We start from the raw sequence: 22,745 nt of genomic DNA on the forward strand, positions 1-22,745 counted from the left end.
GCAAACCAACGCACATGGGGAGGCCGATGCGCACTGGCCGTGGCACCTTGAGCGTCGCCGCCGGTCTGGTGCTGGTGGCTCTCGCGACGGTCGGATACGTGTTGCCGCCCGCATTCGACCCGCCGCCGCTCAAGGTCGATCCAGCTTTTCAGGCGATCCCGCCTCAGCCCGTCGAGGAGCTGAGGCCGGTGATCGCCGCCGGCGCGATCCGCGAGGAGAAGATCTCCATCCCGGCGGAGGCCCAGCGGCTCCATGGCACGCTGCGGGTGCCGCTCACGCCTGGGCGGCACCCGGCGATGGTGTTCGTGTCGGGGTCGGGCAACGGCTCGCGTGAGGAGTTCACGCCGCAGGCGGAGTTCCTGGCGAAGACGGGCGTGGTGACGATCGCGTTCGACAAGCGCACGATCGGCTACGACTTCCGCCGCCGCGACTTCGGCCTGCTGGCGGACGACGTGCTGCGCATGGTCGAGTACCTCCGGACGCGGCCCGAGGTCGATCCCGCGCGGGTGGGCGTGTGGGGCGTGTCCGAGGGCGGCTGGGTGGTGCCGATCGCGGCGGCCAAGAGCACGTCGGTCGGGTTCGTCGTGCTGGTGTCGTCCCCCAACGTCTCCCCGCTGCGCCAGGTCGCCTGGGCGCTGAACGAGCAGCTGCTGCGGCTGCGGGCCCCCGCCGGCGTACGCGACCTGCTGACCAGGGCGATGGGCGGGGTCGGCTTCGACTTCCTGCGCTACGACGCGATGCCCGCCTTAAGCCAGGTCAAGCAGCCGGTCCTGGCGTTCTACGGCACCACAGACCCCTCGATCCCCTTCGTCGAGTCCACCAAGGCGCTCATCACGGCGCTCGGCAAGGCGGGCAACGACGACTACACGATCCGGTTCATGGGCAAGGGCGATCACGCCATGCGGGTCAACGGCGGCGACTTCACCAGCGGCTACCTGGAGACCCTGGCCAACTGGATCAAGGGCCTGCCGCGCACCGCGAAGCCGCCGGTGCACATGGCGGGCGCGACCCCCGTGCAGCGGTTCGAGGCGAGCGACGTGCCGGCCGCCCCCTGGTACGCGGGCGGCACGATGCTCGGCCTGACGATCTGCCTGGCCGCCGTCGGCTACGTGGCGGGCCCGGTGGCGGCCATGGTGGTCCGCCTGCGGCACCGCCACCAGACCCCCGTCGAGACCAGCGCCCGCCTGTGGCCGCCGATCAGGCGGCGCCTGACCCGGATGGCGTGGACCGGGCTCACGCTGCTGGCCTCGGTGGTCGCGTTCATCACGCTGCTGGTGCTGTTCTCGGTCAACCAGGCGGGCGCCTGGCCGGCCGTGCTGGCGGGCTGGCTGGTGGTGCGGCTGCTGGCCGTGCTCATGCTGATCCAGGAGGTCACGGCGGTGGCGGCGTACGTGTCGGCGCTGCGCGAGGGGCTGCAGCCGACCCGCTGGCAGTACGTGTCCGTGGCCGGCGTGCTGGGCGGCACAGGGCTGCTGCTCGTGGCCGCCGCCTACTATGGGCTGTTCTCCTTCCCCTGGTGAACGCCCTGCTGAACGCCCTGCTGAACGTCGTGGTGAATGAAGGCGGCCATCCAGCGGTCGATCTCGGCGAAGACCTGCTTGCGTGCGGGCTCGGCGGACAGCACGAGGTCGTGCACGCCGTCCTGGATGCGCACGCAGGTCACGTGCGGCCCGACCGAGGTGGACCAGCGGGCGATGTGGCGGGGGTCGAGCACGATGTCGGCCGAGCGGGCCTCGGGGACGAAGTCGCGTACGCGCAGGCCGTTGCTGGAGGCGAGCACGAGCACCGGCACGTCCACGGAGAGCCCGCCGTGCAGCCGCCGCTGGGCGCGCCGGATGGCGGCCAGCCACATGGCGTGCACGGAGAAGCCGCCGAGCGGCTTGAGCTCCAGGTCGTAGTCCCATTCGCCGTGCTCGCTGCGGTGCAGGGTGCGGCCGTAGACGTTGCTTGAGCGCAGCGGCAGCACCCACCGCGTGTACGACAGCGGCGTCTTGAGCAGGTCGGCGGCCAGCCGCAGGTGGGTGGGCACGTTGAGGTCGAAGAACGGGCTGTTGAGCACGAGCCCCTGCACCAGGCCCCGCCCGCGCACCCGGTCGGCCCACAGGGGCGCGACGAGCCCGCCGGTGGAGTGGGCGTTGACGGTCAGCTCGTCGTGGTCGCGCCTGATGACGCGGACGGCCTCGTCGATCTCGGGGAAGTATTCGGTGACGCTCCTGACCAGGCCCCTGGTCTGGTGCGGCAGCAGGGATCGGCCGTATTTGCGCAGGTCGAGCGCGTAGAAGTCGATGCCGCGCTGGACGTAGTGGTCGGCCAGGTGGTCCTGGAAGAAGTAGTCGGTGAAGCCGTGAAGGTAGAGCACCGCCCTGCGGGAGGCGGGCTCGGCCTTCCTGGACACCAGCGTCGCGACGACCTCGCCCTCGAAGTCGTCGGGCATGGGCAGCACGGTGATCTCGTACATGCTAGACACGATAGGGATCGTCGGGCCAGGAGGGCACGCCGGAGGGCAGGTCGGTGCTGACCCGCATCGGGAAGTCGGGCTGCCGCTTGTCGAGGAAGGCGGTGACGCCCTCGACCGTGTCGGGCGCGCCCCCGAGCTCGGTCATGAGGCGGGAGTCGGCGGCGTGCGCCTCCCAGGGCGAGGCGGCCGACAGGCCCGACCACATGAGGCGGCGGATGGCGGCGACGGAGACGGCCGAGGTGTTGTCGGCGATCTCCCCGGCCAGCGCGTACGCGGCGGGCAGCAGCTCGTCCGCTGGATGGACGCGCGAGACCAGCCGTCCTTCGAGCGCCTCGGAGGCGGGGAAGACGCGGCCGGTGGCGGCCCACTCCATGGCCTGGGCGATGCCGACGATCCTGGGCAGGAACCAGCTCGACGCCGCCTCGGTGACGATGCCGCGCCGCGCGAACACGAACCCGAATGTGGCGTCCTCCGAGGCGAGCCGGACGTCCATGGGCAGCGTCATCGTGACGCCGACGCCGACGGCCGGGCCGTTGATCGCGCCGATGACGGGCTTGAGCGAGCGGGCGATGCGCAGCGCGACCGTGCCGCCGCCGTCGCGCGGCACGCCGTCCACGGTCTCGCCCCACTCCTTGCCCTTGAACGTGCCTCCGCCGCCGCCCAGGTCGGCCCCGGCGCAGAACGCCCGGCCCGCCCCGGTGACCACCACCGCGCGGACGTCGTCATCGGCGTCGGCCAGGTCGAAAGCCTCGATCAACTCTCCGCGCATCGTAAAGGTGAAGGCGTTCAGCCGGTCGGGACGCTTCAATGTCACGGTGGCGATGCGATCGGTCACCCCGTACTCGATCTCTGAGAAGCCCATGCCCAGAATCTTATTCGGTCGCTGAAATTCATCCCCAGATAACGTCATATTTCGTATACGGAGCATAGGCTGCCGCCTCGATGAACCTGGGGACGACCGCGCCGCGCGGTTGACCACCGGGTTTGAGGGCTTCGCGCCTATGGTGGAACACGCGGGGAAACGGGGAAGGCGTGGAGCAGGCGAAGGAACCAGGGAGCGCCGCGGCGGTCCTCGGGTGGCTCGTGCTGGCGGCACTCGCACCCGGGGCCGCTCATCTGCGCGCCGGCCGGCGCAGGACCGGCCTCGTCCTCCTCTCCTGTTACGCCGCCATGCTGCTCGCCGTACTCGCGGTCGCGCTGACCAGCGACCTCGGCACGCTGCTCGGCTCGGCCACCCAGAACTCGTGGATCATCGCCGTCATGATCGGCACGGGAGTGCTGGGCGCGGCCTGGTTCGTGCTGATCGTGCACTCGTTCGTGATGCTGCGGCCCGGCCGGCTCGGCCCGGCGGGGCAGGCGCTCACCGGCACGCTGGCCGGGCTGCTCGCCGTCGTGGTCGTGGTGCCGTTCGGGTACGCCGCCCACTCCGCGAACACCTACCGGCAGGCGCTCGACCACATCTTCCAGCCACCCGAGCTCGCCGATCAGCCGCCGGCCCCCGAACCAGAGCCTGAGGACCCGTGGGCGGGGCGCGAGCGGGTCAACATCCTGCTGCTGGGCGGCGACGCCGACGACAACAGGACCGGTGTGCGTACCGACAGCATGCACCTGGCCAGCATCGACGTGCGGAGCGGCAACACCGTGCTGTTCAGCCTGCCGCGCAACCTCGAGGACGTGCGCTTCCGTCCCGGCACGCCGATGGCCCGCCGCTTCCCCGGCGGCTTCGACCTGCCGAAGGACGCCGGCGGTGGCAGCAGCGACCTGCTCAACAGCGTGTGGGAGTACGCCGACGCCCACCCCGAGCTGTTCGACGGCAGGCAGCACCAGGGTCCGAAGGTGCTGATGGACACCATCGGCTACACCCTCGGCCTCGACGTCGACTGGTACGCCCTGGTCAACATGTGGGGCTTCGCCCGCCTCATCGACGCCATCGGCGGCATCACGATCACCGTCGAGCAGGACGTCGTCTTCGGCAAGTACAACGAGGGCCTGGTCAAGGCCGGCACGCGCCGCCTCAAGGGCGCCGACGCCATGTGGTACGCCCGCTCGCGCACCTTCAGCGACGACTACACCCGCATGCGCCGCCAGCGCTGCGTGATCGGCGCGCTGCTCGACCAGGCCGACCCGGCGACGATCCTGACCAGGTTCAACCAGGTCGCGCGGGCCACCAAGAACCTGATCAGGACCGACATCCCGCAGCCGATGCTGCAGCACCTCGTGCCGCTGGCGCTCAAGGTGAAGAACGCCGAGGTGACCAGCCTGCAGTTCGTGCCGCCGCTGATCAACACCGGCTACCCCGACTGGGACGAGATCCGCTCCCTGGCCCAGAAGGCGATCCGCGAGTCGTCCCGTCCCGAGCGGCCCGTCGCGGCCTCCGCCTCCCCCTCGGCTGCACCGGCCTCGGCCTCACCGTCCGCCTCACCGCCGGCCTCACTGTCGGCCTCACCGTCCGCCTCACCGCCGGCTTCATCCTCGAAGACGCCCGCGCCGAAGAAGAAGTCGGCCAAGCAGGACGGCGACGACCCCGTGCAGGGCCTCACCCAGGGCTGCGGCCCCTCGACCAGGAGCTGATCGGGCAGGAGCTGATCGGTAAAGAACCCGCCTCGGCGCTGTGGCGTACCCGCCGGGCGCGGCGGCCCTCATGATCTCCTGGGCGGTGTCGCCGTACCTCGGGAGGTCCGTCATGCACCGCCGCCTGCTCGCCCTGTCAGCGCTCGCGCTGATCGTCGCCGCCGGCACGCCCACGAGCGGGCTCGTGGACCGTACGCACGGCGTCCGTGACGCGCTCATCGAGGCCGGGTCCCGCTTCTCCGGCATCGCCGACATCATCACCGGCGTGCACCTGGCCCGCTCGCTGCATTCCTGATCCCGGCTCAGGAGCGGCGGCGAGCTGGTGAGCGAGCAGCGGTGGGACGAGCGCGGCAACCCCACGACGGCGCCCTGACCGGCCGCTCGCCCGGCGCCCGGAGGTCAGGCGTGGAAGGACTCCTTGGTCATGCGGCGGAGGCGGTCCTCGTCGATCTCGTGGCCGAGCCCCGACTGCGTCAGCGGCACCGCGATGACCCCGCCGTTCGCGCCCACCACGGGCGTGACGATCTGGTTCTGGCGGGGCGGCTGCGTCACGTCACACGGCAGCGTGCACCCCGGCAGGCTGGCCACCGCGACGGTGGCGGCCCTGGCCAGGCCGGCGCCCTGGCCTCCGGTGCACTGGATGTCCCATCCGGCGGCGGCGGCGCGGTCGTGGGCGCGGCGGGCCTCCGACAGCGAAGGGAACGCGGCCGGCCGCAGCAGCAGCACGCGGGCCGCGCGCAGGGTGAGGTAGTCGTCGAGCTCGGCGGGCGAGGCGACCTCGACCGCCACGGACGCGGCCACCTGGTCCTGGAGCGAGGCGTGGGAGTGGACGTCGGTGGTGGCGAAGGGGCGTTCGATGACCTCGAGGCCGTAGGAGTCGAGCGCGACGAGCTGGTCGAGGTCGGTGTAGGCGTTGCCGCAGTCGACGGCCAGGGTCAGCGCCGGGTACGCCTGCCGCACCGCGCGTACGGGCTCGACGTCCCAGCCGGGCCGTACGTCGAGGGTGACATGTCCGTAACCGGCGCAGATCTGCTGGTTGACCCGGGTGACCAGGCCCTCGACCGACGAGTCGGGCGACAGCCGGACGGTCGCCATGAGGGAGGTGCGGGTGCCGCCGATCGCCTCGGCGAGCGGCACCCCGCGCATCTTCGTCCACAGGTCCCAGCAGGCCATGTCGACGGCGCTGTCGCCGCTCGGCACGGTGTCGGGGTGTTCCCAGTCGACGCCGATGAGCAGCGCCGCCAGCGTCTCCTCCAGCCTCGACCAGGTCTTGGCCGGGGGCGCGGTCGTCTCGCCCCACCCCGTCATGCCCCCGTGGTCGGTGAGCTTGACGAGCAGGCTCTCCGACCTCCTGCCGAAGGGCAGGAGAAGGCGGAAAACCTCAAGCTCCCGGACTCGCGGCATGCATCCCCCTTTTATGGCGCGGCTCCTTCCATAGTGCCCGGTGCCGAAGCGTGCACAAAACGCGGGGCCAGCACGAAGGCTCCGACGGCCAGCAGAGCGGTGAAGGCGAGGCCGATGAGGTAGCTCTCGCCGGCGGCGGTGAACAGGGCGCCGCTGATCGCGACCGCCACCACGGTGAACACCGATTCGCCGACGCCGACGGCCGCGCTGTTGCCGCCTTCCTCGCCCTCCTTGGACATCTCCAGCACCAGCACGGACACCGTCGGGTGCAGCGCCCCGATGCCGAGACCGGCGATGGCCATGGCGACGTACGCGACCGCGATCGGCATGGAGTCGAGCAGGACGAGCGTCACCAGCCCGATGCCGATGGCGATCATCGCGGCGCCGCCCCTGATGGCGGCCATGTTGCCGACCATGCCGCGGCCCTTGATCCAGGACCCGGTGGACCAGCCGAGCGCGCCGATCGTGAGCACGACGCCGGCGCCGGTGGCGGTCAGGCCGCGCTCGTTCATCAGCATGAGCGGAATGAACACCTCGGTGGCGGTCAGCGCGCCGAAGGCCAGGCCGCGCAGCACGGGCGCGGTGGGCAGGCCGCGGGCGGCCCGCATCGAGCCGGGCAGCAGCAGCTTGGGCAGGGACACGGCGAGCAGCACGATGCCCGCCGCGAGCAGGGGCAGGCCGGCCGTCTTGAGCGCGCCGCCGTACTGCAGGAGTGCGGCGGCGACGGCGGTGAGCGTGGCCCAGACGAGCTTGCGTCCGAGGCCGGGCGCGGGCCCTGCGACGGGGTCGTCCGCACCGGTACGCCCCGCGGCGCCGCGCCACAGCAGCAGCGCCGCCGGGATCACGATCAGCGACACCCCGAGGAAGATCCACCGCCAGTCGGTGTTCTCCACCACGAAACCGGCGATCGCCGGGCCCACCATCGAGGGCACCACCCAGGCCGCCGAGAACAGGGCGAACACGCGGGGATGCATCGCGGGCGGGTAGGCGCGGGCGACCAGCACGTACAGGGCCACCTGGATCAGCCCGGCGCCGAGCCCCTGCACGAACCGGCCGGCCACGAACACCTCCATGTTCGGCGCGAACCCCGCGAGCAGCAGGCCCGCCACGAAGGTGGCCACGCCGGCCGCGATGGGCGGCAGCGGCCCGCGTACGTCACTCCATCGCCCGCCCAGCACGGTCGCGATCACGCTGGCCGCCAGGGTGGCGCTGAACGCCAGGTTGTACAGGGGCATGCCGTCGAGGTCGCGCGCCACCACGGGCATGGCGGTGGCCACCGCCATCGCCTCGAACGCCACCAGCGTCACGAGCGCGACCAGTCCGATGCTCAAGGCCCGGTAGGGGGCGGCCAGCGCACCTGGAGGGGCCGCCGCGGTCTTCTCCACAATCGTCGTCATGTGGGAAAACGTATGGCGCGGCCCCTGTCCGGCACATCGGGCATCGGCCCTAGGCAATTGGGCCTAAGGCAGGCTCAGCCTTCGGGCATGCGGGCCTCGATGCCGTCGAGCATGAGGTCGAGCCCGTAGCGGAAGCGTTCCTCGCCCTCGGCGTCCACGAGGTCGTCGATGTGCTTGGTGACGTGGGGGAACTGCTCGGCCGGGAGCGCCCGGTAGTAGGTCGTGATCTGCTCGACGAACGCGTTGAAGTAGTCCTTCCTGTTGTCGTAGCCGGCCGCGCGCATCCTGGCGTAGTGCAGCGACCCCTCGTACGCGTCGCCGACGATGTAGAGCGAGAGCCGGTCGAGGGCGATGGCCGCCTCCCTGGGCGGCATGCCGGCGTCGACGAGCAGCCCGTACATGAACTCGCCCGCGCGTACGGAGTTCGCGCCCGTGGGGATGGTGGCCAGCGCCGCCCTGGCGACGTCGCCGTGCGCGCCGAGCACGCGGTGCGCCTCCAGCGCGTACGCCCGCAGCTGCTCCTTCCAGCGGCCCGGATCGCGTTCGGGGAGCACGATCTCGCCGAGCACCCGGTCGTAGAGCAGCTCCAGCAGCTCGTCCTTGTTGGCGACGTGGGCGTAGAGCGAGGCGGGGCCGGTGTCGAGCTCCTGCGCCACCCGTCTCATGCTGAGCGCGTCGAGCCCCTCGGCGTCGAGGATGCGCATCCCGGTCTCGACGATGAGGTCCTGGCTGAGCTGCCGTCTCGGCTGCACCGGCTTGCGCGTCTTGCGCCACGGCGGCGCCGGGACGCCGTCCGCTCCTTTGCGATCCACCATGGCGAACAGTGTACTTGACACGAACAGTGTTCGCTATTACAACGGTGTTCGTTGACGAACGCCGTTCGTCGCTACGAACACCGTTATCCAAGGAGTTTGTCCCATGACCGTGACCACACCCTCGGCGCAGACCGAGCTGCAGCCCTACCGATGGCGCTGGGTCGCCCTGTTCGTGATCCTCGCGGCCGAGGTCATGGACCTCCTGGACGCGCTCGTCACCACGATCGCCGCCCCCACCGTGCAGAAGGAGCTGGGCGGCTCCGACAGCCTCGTGCAGTGGCTCGGCGCCGGCTACACGCTGGCCATGGCCGTCGGCCTGATCACCGGCGGCCGCCTCGGCGACCTCTACGGCAAGAAGCGCATGTTCGTGATCGGCGCGTGCGGCTTCACCGCGGCCTCGCTGCTGTGCGGCGTGGCGGTCAGCCCCGAGATGCTGATCGCCAGCCGCGTGTTGCAGGGCCTGTTCGGCGCGGTGATGATCCCGCAGGGGCTGGGGCTGATCAAGGAGATGTTCCCGCCGCACGAGATGGGCAAGGCGTTCGGCATGTTCGGGCCCGTCATGACGATCTCGTCCGTGGGCGGTCCCGTACTGGCCGGCTGGCTGGTGGACGCCGACTTCTTCGGCACCGGCTGGCGCATGATCTTCCTGATCAACCTGCCGCTCGGCCTGGCCGCCGTCCTCGCCGCGCTGCGCTACCTGCCGGAATACCGCTCCGCCGGCGCCACCCGCCTCGACCTGCCCGGCGTCGGGCTCGTCTCGGTCGCCGCCTTCCTGCTCGTCTTCCCGCTCATCCAGGGCCGCGAGCTGGGCTGGCCGGCCTGGACGTTCGTGTCGATGGCCGCGTCGATCGCGGTGTTCGCCCTCTTCGGCCGGTACGAGGCCCGCCGCGCCGCCTCGGGCCGCGACCCGCTCGTCACGCCCAGCCTGTTCCGCAAGCGGGCCTTCACCGGCGGGCTCGTCGCCGGGCTCGCGTTCTTCTCCGGCATGATCGGCTTCAGCCTCGTCTTCAGCCTCTACACCCAGCTCGGCCTCGGGTTCAGCCCGCTCGAAGCCGGCCTGGCCGCGCTGCCCCAGGCACTCGGCGGCGTCGTCGGCTTCGGCATCGCCATGTCGGGGCTGCAGGAGAAGCTGGGGCGCGGCCTGCTGCAGATCGGCACCGTCGTCATGGCCGCCGGCGCGGCCACGCTCGCCCTCACCATTCACCTGGCCGGCACCGACGTCGGCACGCTGCAGCTCGCCCCCGGGCTCGCGCTGGCCGGCATCGGCATGGGTCTCACCATGGCGCCGTTCTTCGACATCGTGCTCGCCGGCGTCGAGCCGCACGAGTCGGGCTCCGCCTCCGGCACGCTGACCGGCGTCCAGCAGCTCGGCGGCGCGTTCGGCACCGCGCTGCTCGGCACGCTGTTCTTCAACATGCTGGCCGGGCAGTGGAGCTTCAGCGCCGCCATGCAGGTCACCGTGTGGGTCGAGGTGGGGCTGCTGGCGCTGACGTTCGCGCTGTCGTACCTGCTGCCCCGGCACGCCCGTCCTGAGCAGCAGACCGCGTGAGGCGGGTCAGGGCGCGGCGGTGTGGTGCTCGGCCCAGCGGGCGATGTCGCGCCGCTCGATGGCCGCGGCCATGAGATCGGGAAAGGCGTCGGGTGTGCACGCGAACGCGGGCACACCCATCGCGGCCAGCGCCGCCGCGTTCTCGTGGTCGTAGAAGGGCGCGCCCTCGTCGGACAGCGCGAGCAGCACGATCACCTGGACGCCGGCCTGCGTCATCGCCGCCACCCTGCGCAGCATCTCCTCCCTGACCCCGCCCTCGTACAGGTCGCTGATCAGCACGAAGATCGAGTCGGCCGGGCGGGTGACGAGGCCCTGCGCGTAGGCGATGGCCCTGTTGATGTCGGTGCCGCCGCCGAGCTGGGTGCCGAACAGCAGCTCCACCGGGTCGTGCAGCCGGTCGGTCAGGTCGGCCACCGCCGTGTCGAACACCACCAGCGACGTCTTCAGCGACCGCATCGACGCCAGCACGGCGCCGAACACGCTCGCGTACACCACCGAGGCCGCCATCGACCCGCTCTGGTCGATGCACAGCACCACCTCCCGCTGCACCGACCGCTGCCGGCGCGCGTAGCCCACCAGGCGGGAGGGGACGACGGTGTTCTTCTCCGGCAGGTAGTTCTTCAGGTTCGCCCGGATCGTACGGTCCCAGTCGATGTCGGCCGTGCGCTTCGGCCGGTGCGTCCTGGCCGACCTGTCGAGCGCCCCCGACACGGCGGCCCGCGTCTTCTGGGTCAGCCGGCGCTCCAGCTCCGCCACCACCGTGCGCACCACCGCCCTGGCCGACTCCCTCGCCTGCTCCGGCATCACCTTGTTGAGCGCGAGCAGGGTGCCCACCAGGTGCACGTCGGGCTCCACGGCCTCGAGCATCTCGGGTTCGAGCAGCAGCCTGGTCAGGTTGAGCCGCTCGATCGCGTCCTTCTGCATGACCTGGACGACGGTGGACGGGAAGTACGTCCTGATGTCTCCCAGCCACCGCGCCACCCGCGGCGCCGACGCGCCCAGCCCTCCTTCCCGCCGGTCCGCCCGTCCGCCCTCGCCGCCCCTGGCCCCGCCGTCCCGGCCGCTCTGGTCGTAGAGCGCCGCCAGCGCGCCGTCCATCTGCGCGTCCGCACCGTCGAGCGCGCACCCGGTGCCGTCGGCGGCCCCGCCGCCGAGCACCAGCCGCCACCGCCGCATCCGCTCATCTCGCTCACCCACCGGCCCGACCTCCTCCTCCGGTCGCCGTACTTCCCAGGATCGACAGGACGGTCGCCACCGCTGGGGCGGCGCGGTGGTCGTCCACGTCGTGCCGGCCAGGCCCGTCGTCGCGGCCCGCCGAGCGCAGGCGCTCCCCCACGGCCCGGCGCTCCGGGGGCGCGAACGCGCCGAACGTGCGGCGCAGCAGCGGCAGCACGTCGGTGAACTGCTCGCAGGACAGCCCGGTCAGCCACTCGTCGACCAGCCCCAGCAGGCGGGGGTCGTGCACCAGCAGCAACCCGCCGCCCGCCAGGAACCCCTCCACCCACGCCGCCGCCCGTGCCGGCGCCTGGCCCCGGGACATCGCCCTCGACATCCGGTCACCGGCGTCGTGCAGCTCGCCGGCGTCCAGGAGGATCCTCGTGAGCCGGCCTTCGATCAGGCCGTGCAGGTCCTGGCGTTCGCTGATCGCGCGCAGCGTCGCCATCCACCGGCCCCTCGGCGCCCCTTCGACGGCGGGTCTTTCCGCGTCGAGGAGGGCGACCGCGGAGTGCACGGCGTCCACGTGTGTGAGCAGGTCGGCCGCCGCGCCGTCGTCCAGCCCCGTCACGGCGACCGGGAGCCCGACGCGGATCCGTTCGAGCATCGACCGGACGATCACCGCCAGCCCCTCCGCCGAGGTGCCGCGCACGTCGCCGTAGCGGTGTGCCCGCACCATCGCGGGCAGCGCCGCCATCAGCCGGGTGACGTCGGTGTCGAGCGCCGCCTTGGCCGACAGGGCGGCCAGCACGTGCGGCAACGCGTCCGGCAGGTCGGCCAGCAGGCACTGCTCCACCAGCCCCGTCAGGTCCGCCAGCGCCGCCTTCCCGGATGCCGCCAGGTCGCGGGCGCGCCGCCCGGCGGCGGCGACCACGGTGGTGCCGAGGGCGGCGTGCTCGATGAGCGCGAGGTCGTGCTCGGGCCGCCAGCGCAGCGTCCACGTCTCCCTGAACGTGCCCTTCCCGCGCGCCTGCCCCGGCGTGCCCCAGCCGACCTCCAGCAGCCGCAGCCGGTGCAGCAGGTGGCTGCGGTCGAGGTCGAGCGGTTTGCGCAGATCGAGGTCGATCTCCCGGTCGAGCGCCTCGGGCTTGAGCTTGAGGCTGCGCTGCCGGTCGCGCAGGTCGCGCTGGAGCGGCACCATCGGGATGCCGTCGGGGACGCGACCGAGCCGGTCGCCGACCACCATGCGCCGCTGGATCAGCTCGACCGCCAGGTCGTCGCCCTCGCACAGCACCGCCCTGGCCGCCTCGGTGACCTCTCCGAGCCCCGCCAGCGGGCGGCCGCGCAGGGCGGCGAGGCTCTCGGCCAGCCGTACGGACTCGATGACGTGCGCCGACGACACCGCCAGCCCCTCGTCGCGCAGCACCGCCGCCGCCTGCGCCAGCCACCGCTCGATCGGCCGGTCCCCGGCCTCGAACAGGTGGTGGTACCAGCCCGGCGAGGTGATGCCCGCGCCGTAGCCGCTCCACGACGCCAGCCGCCCGTACGTCCACGGCACCCACGTCAGCTCGACCTTCGCCCTCGGCAGGCCGCGCAGCAGCGCGTTGTCGGCGGTGGCGGGCGGGAAGGGGGCCGTCAGCGCGGGCACGTGCCAGGCGCCGCAGATCACCGCGATCCGGCCGTGGCCCTGCTTGACGGCCGCGCGGACGGTCTTGCGCATGTACGCCTCGCGCGCGGCCTCCCGCTCGTCCGGCCGGTGCCCCTCGCGTACGGCGGACATGGCCTCGGCGATCACCGCGAACGGCGTGTCACCGCCACGGTGCTCGACCACGTCCTCCCACCAGCGCTCGGGATCGTCGTAACCGGCCGCCGAAGCCAGCGCACCGATGGGATCGACGGGCGCCTCACCGGGGGCGGCGGGCTCCCGGGTCTCGGCGAGCGAGTGGGCGGCGGGCAGGTCGCAGAACCGGACCGGGACGCCGGCCGACGTGCCGTACCTGATCGCCTGCCACTCCGGCGAGAACGCGGCGAACGGCCAGAACGCCGCCCGCGCCGGCGCCCCGGGCACGTGGGCCAGCAGCGCGACCGGCGGTTCGAGCCCGGAGGCGTGCGCGACGAGCGCGTCGGCCTCGGGCGGCCCCTCGATGAGGATCGCGTCGGGCCGCAACCGCTCCAGCTCCCGCCGCACGGCCCGCGCCGACCCCGGCCCGTGATGCCGCACCCCGAGCACGGAGACCTTCTGGGTGGTCATGACACCTCGCGGCAGGCGCGGTAGAAGTCGTGCCAGTCCGTACGCTCGCGCACGACCGTCTCCAGGTATTCGCGCCACACCACCCGATCCGACACCGGCTCCTGCACCACCGCCCCGACGATCCCGGCCGCCACGTCGGAGGCCCGCAGCACCCCGTCGCCGAAGTGGGCGGCCAGGGCGATGCCGCTGGTCAGCACCGAGATGGCCTCGGCGGTCGACAGGGTGCCGCTGGGCGACTTGAGCTTGGTGCGGCCGTCCTCGGTCACCCCCGTGCGCAGCTCCCTGAACACGGTCACCACCCGCCGGATCTCCGCCGGCCCCGTCGTCGTCTCGGGCAGCTCCAGCGAACGGCCGAGCTGGGCGACGCGGCGGGCGACGATGTCGACCTCCTCGTCGGCGGTGGCGGGCACCGGCAGCACGACGGTGTTGAACCGGCGGCGCAGCGCGCTGGACAGCTCGTTGACGCCCCGGTCGCGGTCGTTGGCGGTGGCGATGACGTTGAAGCCGCGCTCGGCCTGGACCTCCCTGTTGAGCTCGGGAATGGGCAGCGTCTTCTCCGACAGCACGGTGATCAGCGCGTCCTGGACGTCGGACGGCATGCGGGTGAGCTCTTCGACGCGGGCCACCCGGCCCTCGGCCATGGCGCGCATGACCGGCGACGGGGTGAGCGCTTCGAGCGACGGGCCCTCGGCCAGCAGCCGCGCGTAGTTCCAGCCGTAACGGATGGCCTCCTCCGCCGTACCGGCCGTGCCCTGCACGAGCAGCGTCGAGTCGCCGCTGATGGCGGCGGCGAGGTGCTCGGACAACCAGGTCTTCGCGGTGCCGGGCACGCCGAGCAGCAGCAGCGCGCGGTCGGTGGCGAGGGTGGCGACCGCGACCTCGACGATGCGGCGCGCGCCCACGTATTTGGGGGTGATGCGGTCACCGTCGCCCAGGATGTACGTGGTGACGGCCCACGGCGACAGCTTCCAGCCCGGCGGCCTCGGCCGGTCGTCGTCCTTGGCGAGGACGGCGAGCTCCTCGGCGTACTGGTCTTCCGCGTGCGGGCGCAGAACGGTCATCGGTGGAGCTCCTTGTACATGTCAGCGCGGAAACGCAGCAGGGCGGCGACCTTCTGGACGGGTTCGGCCGGGGAGAAGTCTTCGGCCAGCTCGTGCAGGTCGGGGTCGATGTGCTCACCGGCCAGCTTGACCAGCTCGGCGAGGTTCCACGGCTGCGTGGTGTTCACTTTCACGATCTTGCGGAGGACGGCCGTCGCCAGGCCCTCACCCCAATGGGACGACACCCCGCCGAGCACCATGATGAGCTGGCTGTCGAGGTCGTGCTCCGCGACGAACCTGGCCGCCAGCTCCTGCTGCTCCGCGGGCGGCAGAGCCACGAGCAGGTCGGCGATCGGGTCCCAGCCGAACATGGCCCGCGCCCACTCCGGGTCGCGCTGCAGCACCGCCGCGCGCACCCAGGCGCCCTTCACCTCGGCGTCCCAGTCGGGGATCTTCATGGCGAGCAGCCGGGCGGGCGGGTGGTCCCAGACGCAGAGCGGGGCGCGGGCGATGATCTGCTGCAGCCACCAGGCGCGCTCGCCGGTGCCACGGGGCGGCTTCTGGCGTACGCCGTCGCGTTCCATCTCCCTGTCGCAGGCTGTGGGGGCCTGGACGGCGATGACGCCGCCGGCGATCGTCACGCAGGCGCGCAGCCTTCCCGCCATGCGCCGCGACATGCGGGACTCCGGCAGGCGGGTCAGCAGGTTGGCGGCGGCCTGGCGCACCTCCCTGCGGCGGTCGTCGAGCGCCTCCTCCAGGAACGGCTCGTCGTCCATGCTCAGCCCCTCGGCCAGCACCTCCACGAACCCGGCCCGATCGTCCGGCGACTCCTGCTCCCACGTGCTCTCCAGCAACTCCCTGGCCTGAGCCGGGCGGGCCGCTCTGAGCGCGGTCAGATGGGCCCGCCGGTCGGCCGCGCCGCCCAGCTCCCACGTCTCACCGGTCGGCTCCTCCAGCAGGTAGTCCCAGCCGGGGTTGAGCCCGGCCAGCCAGCGCCCCCGCTGCCCGGCCAGCACGCCCAGATGCACCCGCATCGACCGGTCCCGCCGCCCGCGCTCCAGCAGGTCGGGCAGCACGTACGGCGGCACGATCCGGCCGGTCGCGGCCGCGGCGGCCAGCCACTCGGGCAGCAGCCGCTCATGCTCACCCCCGAGAATCCGCCGCAACCGCTCCGCCGCCCGCCTCCCCACGACCCCCCGCTCCTCCGAAGCCGCCCGCCCCGCACCGGCGGCACCCCCATCACCGGACGCACGACTCTCGCCGGGCGCTGCGGCTTGTGGCGGCTCGTCAGGGGTTTTGGTGCCCGCTCGCCGGCGTACGGACTCCACGGCGGCTGCTTCCAGCAGGTCGCCGGGGTACGGGCGGCGGTCGGTGCCCACGAGCGCGGTCGAAGCGAGGTCGTCCCAGCCGGTCACAGGATCACCGTCGTTCCTTCGTCGTCCCAGGTGGTCAGGGGGCGCAGGCCGGCCGGCGTCCATTCGGCGGCCACGGTGAGCGGGTGGCCGCCGGAGACGGCGATGAGGCGCCAGGGGTCGTGGGAGCGCGGATGCAGCGGCAGGCCGCCGATGGTGCGCCGGCCGGGGATCACGCCCGTGAGGACGAGCGGCCAGGACTCCGTCCACGGGTCCTCGGCGAGCGCGCGGGCCACCTCGTCGAGGGCTTCGGCGGGCGTCATCCCGGCAGGCACGGGCTCAGGCCCCTCGGTGGACACCTCGGTGGACATGGCCGGGGTGTGGCGGGTCGCCACCAGGGCGCGGAGCGGGGCGGCGCCCGGGTAGTAGGCCAGGTCGGCGTCGATGGCGGTGCCCGTCACCAGGGAGGCGTCGAGCGGCTGCCCCTGCGGCGCGAAGGACAGGATGAGGGCGGCCCGTCGCGTACGGCGGCCGCGCAGCCACACCCGGCGCGCGGTCAACCGGTCCTGCGTCTCGTCACGCCGCCCCAGGACATGCCACACGTCCCGGACCGCCGGACCCCTCAGCACCTCCTCCTTGGTCACGGGGAACCCGACCCGGATGAGCACCGTACGCGCGAGGTCCGGCGGCAGCTCAGCCCGCCTTCGGTAGGCGACGGCGAGCAGATTGAGCAGGGCGTACTCCTCCAGCAACCGCCCCGGCCACCCCTCCTCGGCCCGCACGCGCGACAACCGCGACACCATGCCCGCGACGCCCGGCGCCTGCGCGTCGATGAGCCGCTTGGCGAGCCCCTCCCAGTCATGCCCGGCCGCCACCGCCAGCCCCTGCCGCACCTGGTCGGCCAACCACCGCTCCAGCTCGGCCAGCCCAGCGGCGACCCGCCCATGCCGTACGGACTCCGCCCCGGCCGCACGCGAGCCGCCCCGCCCACCCGCACTCACCCGCTGGGCACCGCTCCCCGCCCCACGGGCGTCGCTCGATGCCTCATCGCCCCCGACCGAATCGCCCCCGACCGAGCTGCCGCCATCAGGGCCCGCGAGGGTTGCCTCAGCGGCGGTCTGCTCAGCGGCGACCTGCTCATCGGCGGCATTCCCGGCGGCGGTCTGTTCGGCGGCTGCTGTGTCGGCGGTGGTTGCGGCGCGGGCGGCGGACTTGGCGGCGCGTTCGGCGCGGCTGTCGAGCCACTCCGTCACCCACTGCGGCGCGCCCGCCTCGGCCGGGATCGCCTCGTCGGACCACAGGAGCAGGAGCCCCAGCGCGTGCTTGCACGGGAACTTGCGGCTCGGGCAGCTGCACCGGTAGGCGGGCTCGCTCAGGTCGACGCACGCCAGGTAGGGCGTGGACCCGCTGCCCTTGCACTCGCCGTAGACGACCATGCCCGTGTGGCCGCGCACCGGCCATTTCGCGGGCGTGGCCACGCCCTGCGCCGCCTTGCGGGACGAGGCGTCAGGGGCGAGGGCGAGGACCTGATCACGGCTCCACCGTTCGATCACCTGCCGCAGACTAGCCAGCCGCACCGACAATTCCCGCCCCCGTTTCCCACCCGTGACCAGCGCCACGCCCTCCGCCCGGACCGGCCTGATCCGTGTGTCGCGGGGACGCCTAGACTCGCTCTGTGGAGTTGCGGATCTACCCTGACGGCCCGTCCATCGAGGTGGCCGACGAGGCGGCGGCGCTGGCCAGCTCGCTCGACGGCCAGCTCGTTCTCGACGGACGCTTCCTGCGCAGAGACGTCACCGGCGCCCCCGTCGCGTTCGTCGAGCGTCCGCCCGTCGCCGCCGCTCTCGACCTGCTGCCGCATCCCGAGGGCGGCTGGTTCAGGGAGACGTGGCGATCGCCGGTGACGTTCACGCCGGACGGCTATCCGGGGGAGCGTGCCAGCGCCACCGCCATCTACTTCCTGCTCCACCCGGGCGAGGAGTCCGTGCCGCACGTGGTGCGCTCGACGGAGCTGTGGCTGTGGCATCGGGGCGGGCCGCTGGCGCTGACCATCGGCGACTCCGCCGTCACCCTAGGGCAGGACGTCGAGAACGGCCAGGTGCCGCAGGCGGTCGTGCCGGGCGGGGTCTGGCAGTCGGCGCGCCCGGCCGGGGACGAGGCGGTGCTGGTGAGCTGCGTGGTCTCCCCCGGCTTCGACTTCGCCGACTTCTCCGCCTGACACCCGACGCCATCGACGTACGTCGCGAAGCCCGCCGGCGGCGGTGGGCTCGGCCTGCCTTTCAGCGCTACGTGTCCCTCTGGGATATGGCTTCCAAGGGCCTGGTGACGGTTGAGAGATGGTCAGCGTCGGTGGTCATGACGCGGCCGGCCTTCGGCTCCGGAATCGGCGCATATCACTCGTTCTTTGTAATTCTATTATATCACGAATATTGATATTCCGCACCTTATTCGATCAATGCGAATTGAGGGCCTATATTCGCGGGCATGGCTGCTGAAGACGGAAAATTCGTCAAATCTGGGCAACTGAACTTGTGGACCGAGCGGTTCGGGGATCCTGGGGATCCGGCGGTGCTGCTCGTCATGGGGACCTCCACCCCGGGCCTGGGGTGGCCCGATGAGCTGGTGCGGGTTCTGGTGGCCGGTGGGCGGCAGGTGATCCGGTTCGATCATCGCGACACCGGGCGGTCCGACTGGGTCGATTTCTCCGTCCATCCGTATACCGCTGCCGACCTGGCCGATGACGCCGTCGCCGTGCTCGACGCGTACGACATCGCCACCGCCCATGTGGTCGGGGCCTCGCTCGGTGGGGTGGTGGCGCAGCTCCTGGGTGTGCACCGGCCTGAGCGGGTCGCGGCCCTCACCCTGATCATGAGCGCGCCCATGGGTGTGGACCAAGGGCCGGCCTGGGCACGGGCGCTGGCCGGGCAGGAGCCTGATCCGGGTGCGCTGCCGCCGCCCCATCCCCGGCTGCTCGCCCACCTCATGTCGCCGGTCCTGCGCACCACCCGCGAGGAGATCCTGGCCGCCGCCGTCGAGACGTGGCGGGTGCTGAGCGGGGACGTGCTGCCGTTCGACGAGGACGGGGCGCGGCGGCAGGCCGAGTACGCCCACGACGAGGCCGGCGATCCGGCCACGGCCGGCAACCACGACCTGGCCGGACGGACGTTGACCCCCGACCGGCTCGCCCCGCTCTCGGAGATCAGGGCGCCCACGCTGGTCGTGCACGGCACCGAGGATCCGCTGCTCCCGCTCCCTCATGGCGAGGCGCTGGCCGCCCTGATCCCGGGGGCACGGCTGGAGACGGTCGAGGGGATGGGACATTCCCTGCTGTCCGAGGGCGTGCCCGGCCGGGTCGCCGAGCTCATCCTGAGCCACGGAGCCCGGTGACGACCGACGCGTAACGGGGGCCGGTGCAGGCCGGGCCGCGGGCTGCGTGGTGGCCGGGCCGCGCGGCCCCTTCGTGGTCGGGTCACCTTGGGTTTTTTGCGGCGGGATGATTGTCTAGCCGGAGGAACTATGAGGAGGGCAGCGGTGAGCCGTCAGATCGTTTCCATCGTGGGGGGCAAGGACGCGGAGGCCGCGTCCACGTACGACTCCGTCAACCCCGCCCGCACCGGCGAGGTCGTGGCGAGAGTCGGGCTGGCCGACGCCGACACGTTCGCCGCCGCCTGCCGTACGGCCAAGGAGGCCCAGCGCGAGTGGGCCAAGGTGCCGGCGCCGGTGCGCGGCCGGGTGATCGCCTCCATCGGCAGGCTGGTGGAGGCCAACGCCGAGCGTCTCGCGGCCCTGGTGACCGAGGAGATCGGCAAGCCGTACGGTGAGGCGCTGGGCGAGGTCAGGGAGATCGTCGACACCTGCGACTTCTTCCTGGGCGAGGGCCGCAGGCTGTACGGGCAGACGGTCCCGTCGGAGATGCCGGACAAGAACCTGTTCACCTTCCGCACCCCGGTCGGGGTCGCGGCGGTGATCACGGCGGGGAACTTCCCGGTGGCGGTCCCGTCGTGGTATCTCGTGCCGGCGCTGCTGTGCGGCAACGCGGTGGTGTGGAAGCCCGCCGAGTACGCCGCCGCGTCGGCGCACGCGATGTACCAGCTGTTCGTGGCGGCCGGCCTGCCCGACGGCGTGCTGAACATCGTCTTCGCCGACGGCGCCGAGACCTTCAGGGGCCTGGAGCTGGCGCTGGGCGCGGGCAGCGTGCAGAAGGTGGGCTTCACCGGCTCCAGCGAGGTGGGCAGGAGGGTCGGCGAGCTGGCCGGCCGTCACCTGCAGTCGGCCTGCCTGGAGCTGGGCGGCAAGAACCCGATGGTGATCATGCCGGACGCCGACCTCGACCTGGCCGTGGAAGGTGCGCTGTTCTCGGGGTTCGGCACGGCGGGTCAGCGCTGTACGAGCCTCGGCACGGTGATCGTGCACGAGAGCGTCCACGACGCGTTCGTCGAGCGGTTCGCGCGGGCGGTGGAGTCGGCCAGGATCGGCGACCCGCGCGCGGAGGTGCTGGCCGGGCCGCTGCTCGACCACAAGTTCGCCGACCGCTACGAGGAGTACCTGACCTGGATCGAGCCGCACCACCGCGTGGTGACGGGCGCTACGGGCCGCATCACGAAGGACAACCCGCGCGGCGGCTTCGACGGCGGTGAGGGGCTCTACTACCACCCGGTGGTGGTCGACGGGGTGCGTCCCGGTGACCGGCTGTTCATGGAGGAGACGTTCGGGCCGATCGTCGGGGTGGCCTCGTTCGCGACCATGGACGAGGCGATCGAGCTGGCCAACCTGCCCGGTTACGGCCTGTCCAGCTCGATCTACACGACCGACGCCAGGCACGCCTTCCGCTTCCGCGAGGGCGTCTCGGCGGGCATGGTCAGCGTCAACAACTCCACCTCGGGCGCCGAGGCGCACCTGCCGTTCGGCGGCAACGGCAAGTCGGGCAACGGCAGCCGCCAGTCGGGCATGTGGGTGCTCGACCAGTTCACCCGCTGGCAGGCGATGAACTGGGATCACTCCGGCCGGCTGCAGAAGGCGCAGATGGACGTCGCGGAGATCGTCCCCGACCTGGACTTCCGCCTGGCCTGACACACGCGAAAGGGCCCCTCGCTGACGCGAGGGGCCCTTTTCGTGAGCAGGATCAGACCTGGCCGGCCTTCTCCAGGGCGGCGCAGCAGGTGCTCACCAGCAGGCGGGTGACCACGTACGGGTCGACGTTGGCGTTGGGGCGGCGGTCCTCGATGTAGCCCTTCTTGTCCACCTCGACCTGCCACGGGATGCGCACGGACGCGCCACGGTTGGACACGCCGTAGGTGTACTTGTTCCACGGGGCGGTCTCGTGGTGGCCGGTCAGGCGCAGCTCGATGTCGGCGCCGTACTGGGAGACGTGCTCCATCGGCTTGTCGCCCTCACCGAGCGCCTCGCAGGCGGTGATGATGGCGTCGTAGCCCTCGCGCATGGCGCGGGTGGAGAAGTTGGTGTGGGCGCCGGCGCCGTTCCAGTCGCCGCGGGCGGGCTTGGGGTCGAGGGTGGCCTCGACGCCGAACTCCTCGGCCGTCCTGTAGAGCAGGTAGCGGGCGACCCACATGTGGTCGGCGGCCTCGACGGGACCGGCCGGGCCGATCTGGAACTCCCACTGGCCGGGCATGACCTCGGCGTTGATGCCGGAGACCTTCAGGCCGGCGGCGAGGCAGCGGTCGAGGTGGAGCTCGACGATGTCGCGGCCGAACACGGCCTCGGCGCCGACACCGCAGTAGTAGTGGCCCTGCGGGGCGGGGAAGCCGCCCTCGGGGAAGCCGAGCGGGCGGCTGCCCTTGAAGAAGGTGTACTCCTGCTCGATGCCGAACCAGGACTCCTGGTCGGCGTACTGCTCGGCGACCGGGCGCAGCAGGGCGCGGGTGTTGCTGGAGTGCGGCGCGCCGTCGATCTCCTCGACCTCGCACAGCACGAGCTTGTTGTCGCCGCCGCGGATGGGGTCGGGGCAGACGAACACGGGGCGCAGCACGCGGTCGGAGGAGTGGCCCTCGGCCTGGTTGGTGCTGGAGCCGTCGAAACCCCAGACCGGCGGCTCGGCTCCGTCGGTCAGGATCTTCGTCTTCGAGCGCATCATGGCGGTGGGCTCGGTGCCGTCGATCCAGATGTACTCAGCCTTGTAGCTCACGGCGGTCCTTTCGGGGTTCTTCTCAGCCACGCCGAGTCTTACGGACAGCCGTTTCCCGCTTTTTGCCCGAATGTGAACGCCGTGTTAATCACGTTTCCGTCCGTACGCTCCCATCAGGCATGACCGTAACAGTGGTGTTGGGCCCGCCGGCACCGCACTGGGGCCCGTTGGGGAAGCGCTCCTTCGGGGTGGCCCGCACCGTACGTTCGAGCAGCGGCTTCGCCTGCGCGTCCCGCAGCGTCAGCCTGACCTCCACCGGCCGCGCGGGCAGCCCGGCGACGCCGCCGAAGCCGTGCTTGTCGCCGGTCGGCACGGCCGTCACCGAGCAGGTGTCGCCGGAGCAGGTCTGCTCGCCCGCCCGCGTGGTGGGGAACAGCTCGGCGCGGGCCCGGCGGCAGGAGCCGTCCCAGCAGACCTCCAGGTCGGCCTCCTGGGCGCGGGCCGCGAGCGGCGCGCGTACGGCGAGGCTCACGCCGACGGGGGTGCCGATCGCCGTGCACTCCACCGTGGTCGAGCAGGCGGCGCAGGCGAGGAGGAGGGCGGCCAGGGGCGCGCGGAACCGGTGCACATCCGTAAGACGGAGGGCAGCGGGCGGCGGTTCACGGGGCCGT

The 22,745-nt window shown here is 72.2% G+C and carries 19 protein-coding genes; 7 read left to right on the plus strand and 12 right to left on the minus strand.

The genetic code is table 11. The annotated features are described in order from the left end of the window. Nucleotides 1-26: 26 nt before the first annotated feature. Nucleotides 27-1,520 carry an alpha/beta hydrolase family protein gene (locus ACFFR3_RS24970; RefSeq protein WP_345387015.1) on the plus strand — a complete coding sequence of 498 codons (1,494 nt, stop codon included), beginning with the start codon at nucleotides 27-29 and terminating at the stop codon, nucleotides 1,518-1,520. Here the strand turns inward: ACFFR3_RS24970 and ACFFR3_RS24975 are convergent. After that, entirely contained in the window at nucleotides 1,493-2,458 is a 966-nt protein-coding gene (locus tag ACFFR3_RS24975) for an alpha/beta hydrolase (RefSeq protein WP_345409279.1), read from the minus strand. The genes ACFFR3_RS24970 and ACFFR3_RS24975 overlap by 28 nt on opposite strands. A gap of 1 nt (nucleotide 2,459) precedes the next feature. Then, on the minus strand, nucleotides 2,460-3,320 hold the full coding sequence (locus tag ACFFR3_RS24980) for an enoyl-CoA hydratase-related protein (RefSeq protein ID WP_345387017.1): 861 nt from the start codon (nucleotides 3,318-3,320) through the stop codon (nucleotides 2,460-2,462). Between the two features lie 170 nt (nucleotides 3,321-3,490). On the opposite strand from ACFFR3_RS24980, the gene ACFFR3_RS24985 reads away from it, so the two are divergent. Both ACFFR3_RS24985 and ACFFR3_RS24990 read left to right on the plus strand, forming a co-directional pair. Then, nucleotides 3,491-5,029 carry an LCP family protein gene (locus ACFFR3_RS24985; RefSeq protein ID WP_379483933.1) on the plus strand — a complete coding sequence of 513 codons (1,539 nt, stop codon included), beginning with the start codon at nucleotides 3,491-3,493 and terminating at the stop codon, nucleotides 5,027-5,029. 40 nt (nucleotides 5,030-5,069) lie between these two features. After that, nucleotides 5,070-5,324 (plus strand): hypothetical protein, encoded by a 255-nt coding sequence (locus tag ACFFR3_RS24990; RefSeq protein ID WP_345387021.1) that lies wholly within the window; start codon nucleotides 5,070-5,072, stop codon nucleotides 5,322-5,324. Nucleotides 5,325-5,428: 104 nt separating this feature from the next. On the opposite strand, the gene ACFFR3_RS24995 is transcribed toward ACFFR3_RS24990, so the two are convergent. The 3 genes from ACFFR3_RS24995 to ACFFR3_RS25005 form a co-directional block, all read right to left on the minus strand. Then, nucleotides 5,429-6,433, minus strand: a complete 1,005-nt coding sequence (locus tag ACFFR3_RS24995; RefSeq protein ID WP_364364137.1) for an enolase C-terminal domain-like protein — start codon at nucleotides 6,431-6,433, stop codon at nucleotides 5,429-5,431. A gap of 11 nt (nucleotides 6,434-6,444) precedes the next feature. Further along, entirely contained in the window at nucleotides 6,445-7,830 is a 1,386-nt protein-coding gene (locus tag ACFFR3_RS25000) for an MFS transporter (RefSeq protein ID WP_345387025.1), read from the minus strand. A gap of 74 nt (nucleotides 7,831-7,904) precedes the next feature. After that, the gene (locus ACFFR3_RS25005; protein ID WP_364364134.1) at nucleotides 7,905-8,645 is read right to left on the minus strand and encodes a TetR/AcrR family transcriptional regulator C-terminal domain-containing protein; all 741 of its coding nucleotides are present in this window, start codon (nucleotides 8,643-8,645) and stop codon (nucleotides 7,905-7,907) included. A 103-nt stretch (nucleotides 8,646-8,748) separates the two neighbouring features. Here ACFFR3_RS25005 and ACFFR3_RS25010 point away from each other — a divergent pair, with 103 nt between their 5' ends. After that, a complete protein-coding gene (locus ACFFR3_RS25010; RefSeq protein WP_379483934.1) occupies nucleotides 8,749-10,194 on the plus strand; it encodes an MFS transporter in 1,446 nt (481 codons plus the stop codon). A 6-nt stretch (nucleotides 10,195-10,200) separates the two neighbouring features. Here ACFFR3_RS25010 and ACFFR3_RS25015 read toward each other — a convergent pair whose 3' ends face one another. From ACFFR3_RS25015 to ACFFR3_RS25035, 5 genes are read right to left on the minus strand one after another with little or no spacing between them, the layout of a single operon-like run. Next, the gene (locus ACFFR3_RS25015; protein ID WP_345409280.1) at nucleotides 10,201-11,370 is read right to left on the minus strand and encodes a VWA domain-containing protein; all 1,170 of its coding nucleotides are present in this window, start codon (nucleotides 11,368-11,370) and stop codon (nucleotides 10,201-10,203) included. A gap of 13 nt (nucleotides 11,371-11,383) precedes the next feature. Further along, the gene (locus ACFFR3_RS25020) at nucleotides 11,384-13,600 is read right to left on the minus strand and encodes a DUF5682 family protein (RefSeq protein WP_379483935.1); all 2,217 of its coding nucleotides are present in this window, start codon (nucleotides 13,598-13,600) and stop codon (nucleotides 11,384-11,386) included. Next, nucleotides 13,597-14,661 (minus strand): AAA family ATPase, encoded by a 1,065-nt coding sequence (locus ACFFR3_RS25025; protein ID WP_364556453.1) that lies wholly within the window; start codon nucleotides 14,659-14,661, stop codon nucleotides 13,597-13,599. The genes ACFFR3_RS25020 and ACFFR3_RS25025 overlap by 4 nt, the downstream gene beginning before the upstream one ends. Then, entirely contained in the window at nucleotides 14,658-16,055 is a 1,398-nt protein-coding gene (locus ACFFR3_RS25030; RefSeq protein ID WP_379483936.1) for a DUF5691 domain-containing protein, read from the minus strand. The genes ACFFR3_RS25025 and ACFFR3_RS25030 overlap by 4 nt, the downstream gene beginning before the upstream one ends. Next, nucleotides 16,052-17,545: an SWIM zinc finger family protein gene (locus tag ACFFR3_RS25035; RefSeq protein ID WP_379483937.1), complete on the minus strand. Its 1,494-nt coding sequence runs from the start codon at nucleotides 17,543-17,545 to the stop codon at nucleotides 16,052-16,054. Before ACFFR3_RS25035 ends, ACFFR3_RS25030 begins: the two co-directional genes overlap by 4 nt. Nucleotides 17,546-17,667: 122 nt before the next feature. Here ACFFR3_RS25035 and ACFFR3_RS25040 point away from each other — a divergent pair, with 122 nt between their 5' ends. From ACFFR3_RS25040 to ACFFR3_RS25050, 3 genes are all read left to right on the plus strand, one after another. Next, nucleotides 17,668-18,210, plus strand: coding sequence for a cupin domain-containing protein (locus ACFFR3_RS25040; protein ID WP_364364116.1), 543 nt, complete (start codon nucleotides 17,668-17,670; stop codon nucleotides 18,208-18,210). Nucleotides 18,211-18,476: 266 nt separating this feature from the next. Next, a complete protein-coding gene (locus ACFFR3_RS25045; RefSeq protein WP_379483938.1) occupies nucleotides 18,477-19,379 on the plus strand; it encodes an alpha/beta fold hydrolase in 903 nt (300 codons plus the stop codon). Between the two features lie 144 nt (nucleotides 19,380-19,523). After that, nucleotides 19,524-21,062 (plus strand): aldehyde dehydrogenase family protein, encoded by a 1,539-nt coding sequence (locus ACFFR3_RS25050; RefSeq protein WP_345387041.1) that lies wholly within the window; start codon nucleotides 19,524-19,526, stop codon nucleotides 21,060-21,062. 52 nt (nucleotides 21,063-21,114) lie between these two features. On the opposite strand, the gene glnII is transcribed toward ACFFR3_RS25050, so the two are convergent. Beyond that, a complete protein-coding gene (gene glnII, locus ACFFR3_RS25055) occupies nucleotides 21,115-22,134 on the minus strand; it encodes a glutamine synthetase (protein ID WP_345387043.1) in 1,020 nt (339 codons plus the stop codon). Between the two features lie 88 nt (nucleotides 22,135-22,222). Beyond that, nucleotides 22,223-22,702, minus strand: coding sequence for a hypothetical protein (locus tag ACFFR3_RS25060; protein ID WP_345387045.1), 480 nt, complete (start codon nucleotides 22,700-22,702; stop codon nucleotides 22,223-22,225). Between the last annotated feature and the right edge of the window lie 43 nt (nucleotides 22,703-22,745).

It is taken from the genome of Nonomuraea salmonea (assembly GCF_042428605.1).
Classification (GTDB): Bacteria; Actinomycetota; Actinomycetes; order Streptosporangiales; family Streptosporangiaceae; genus Nonomuraea; species Nonomuraea salmonea.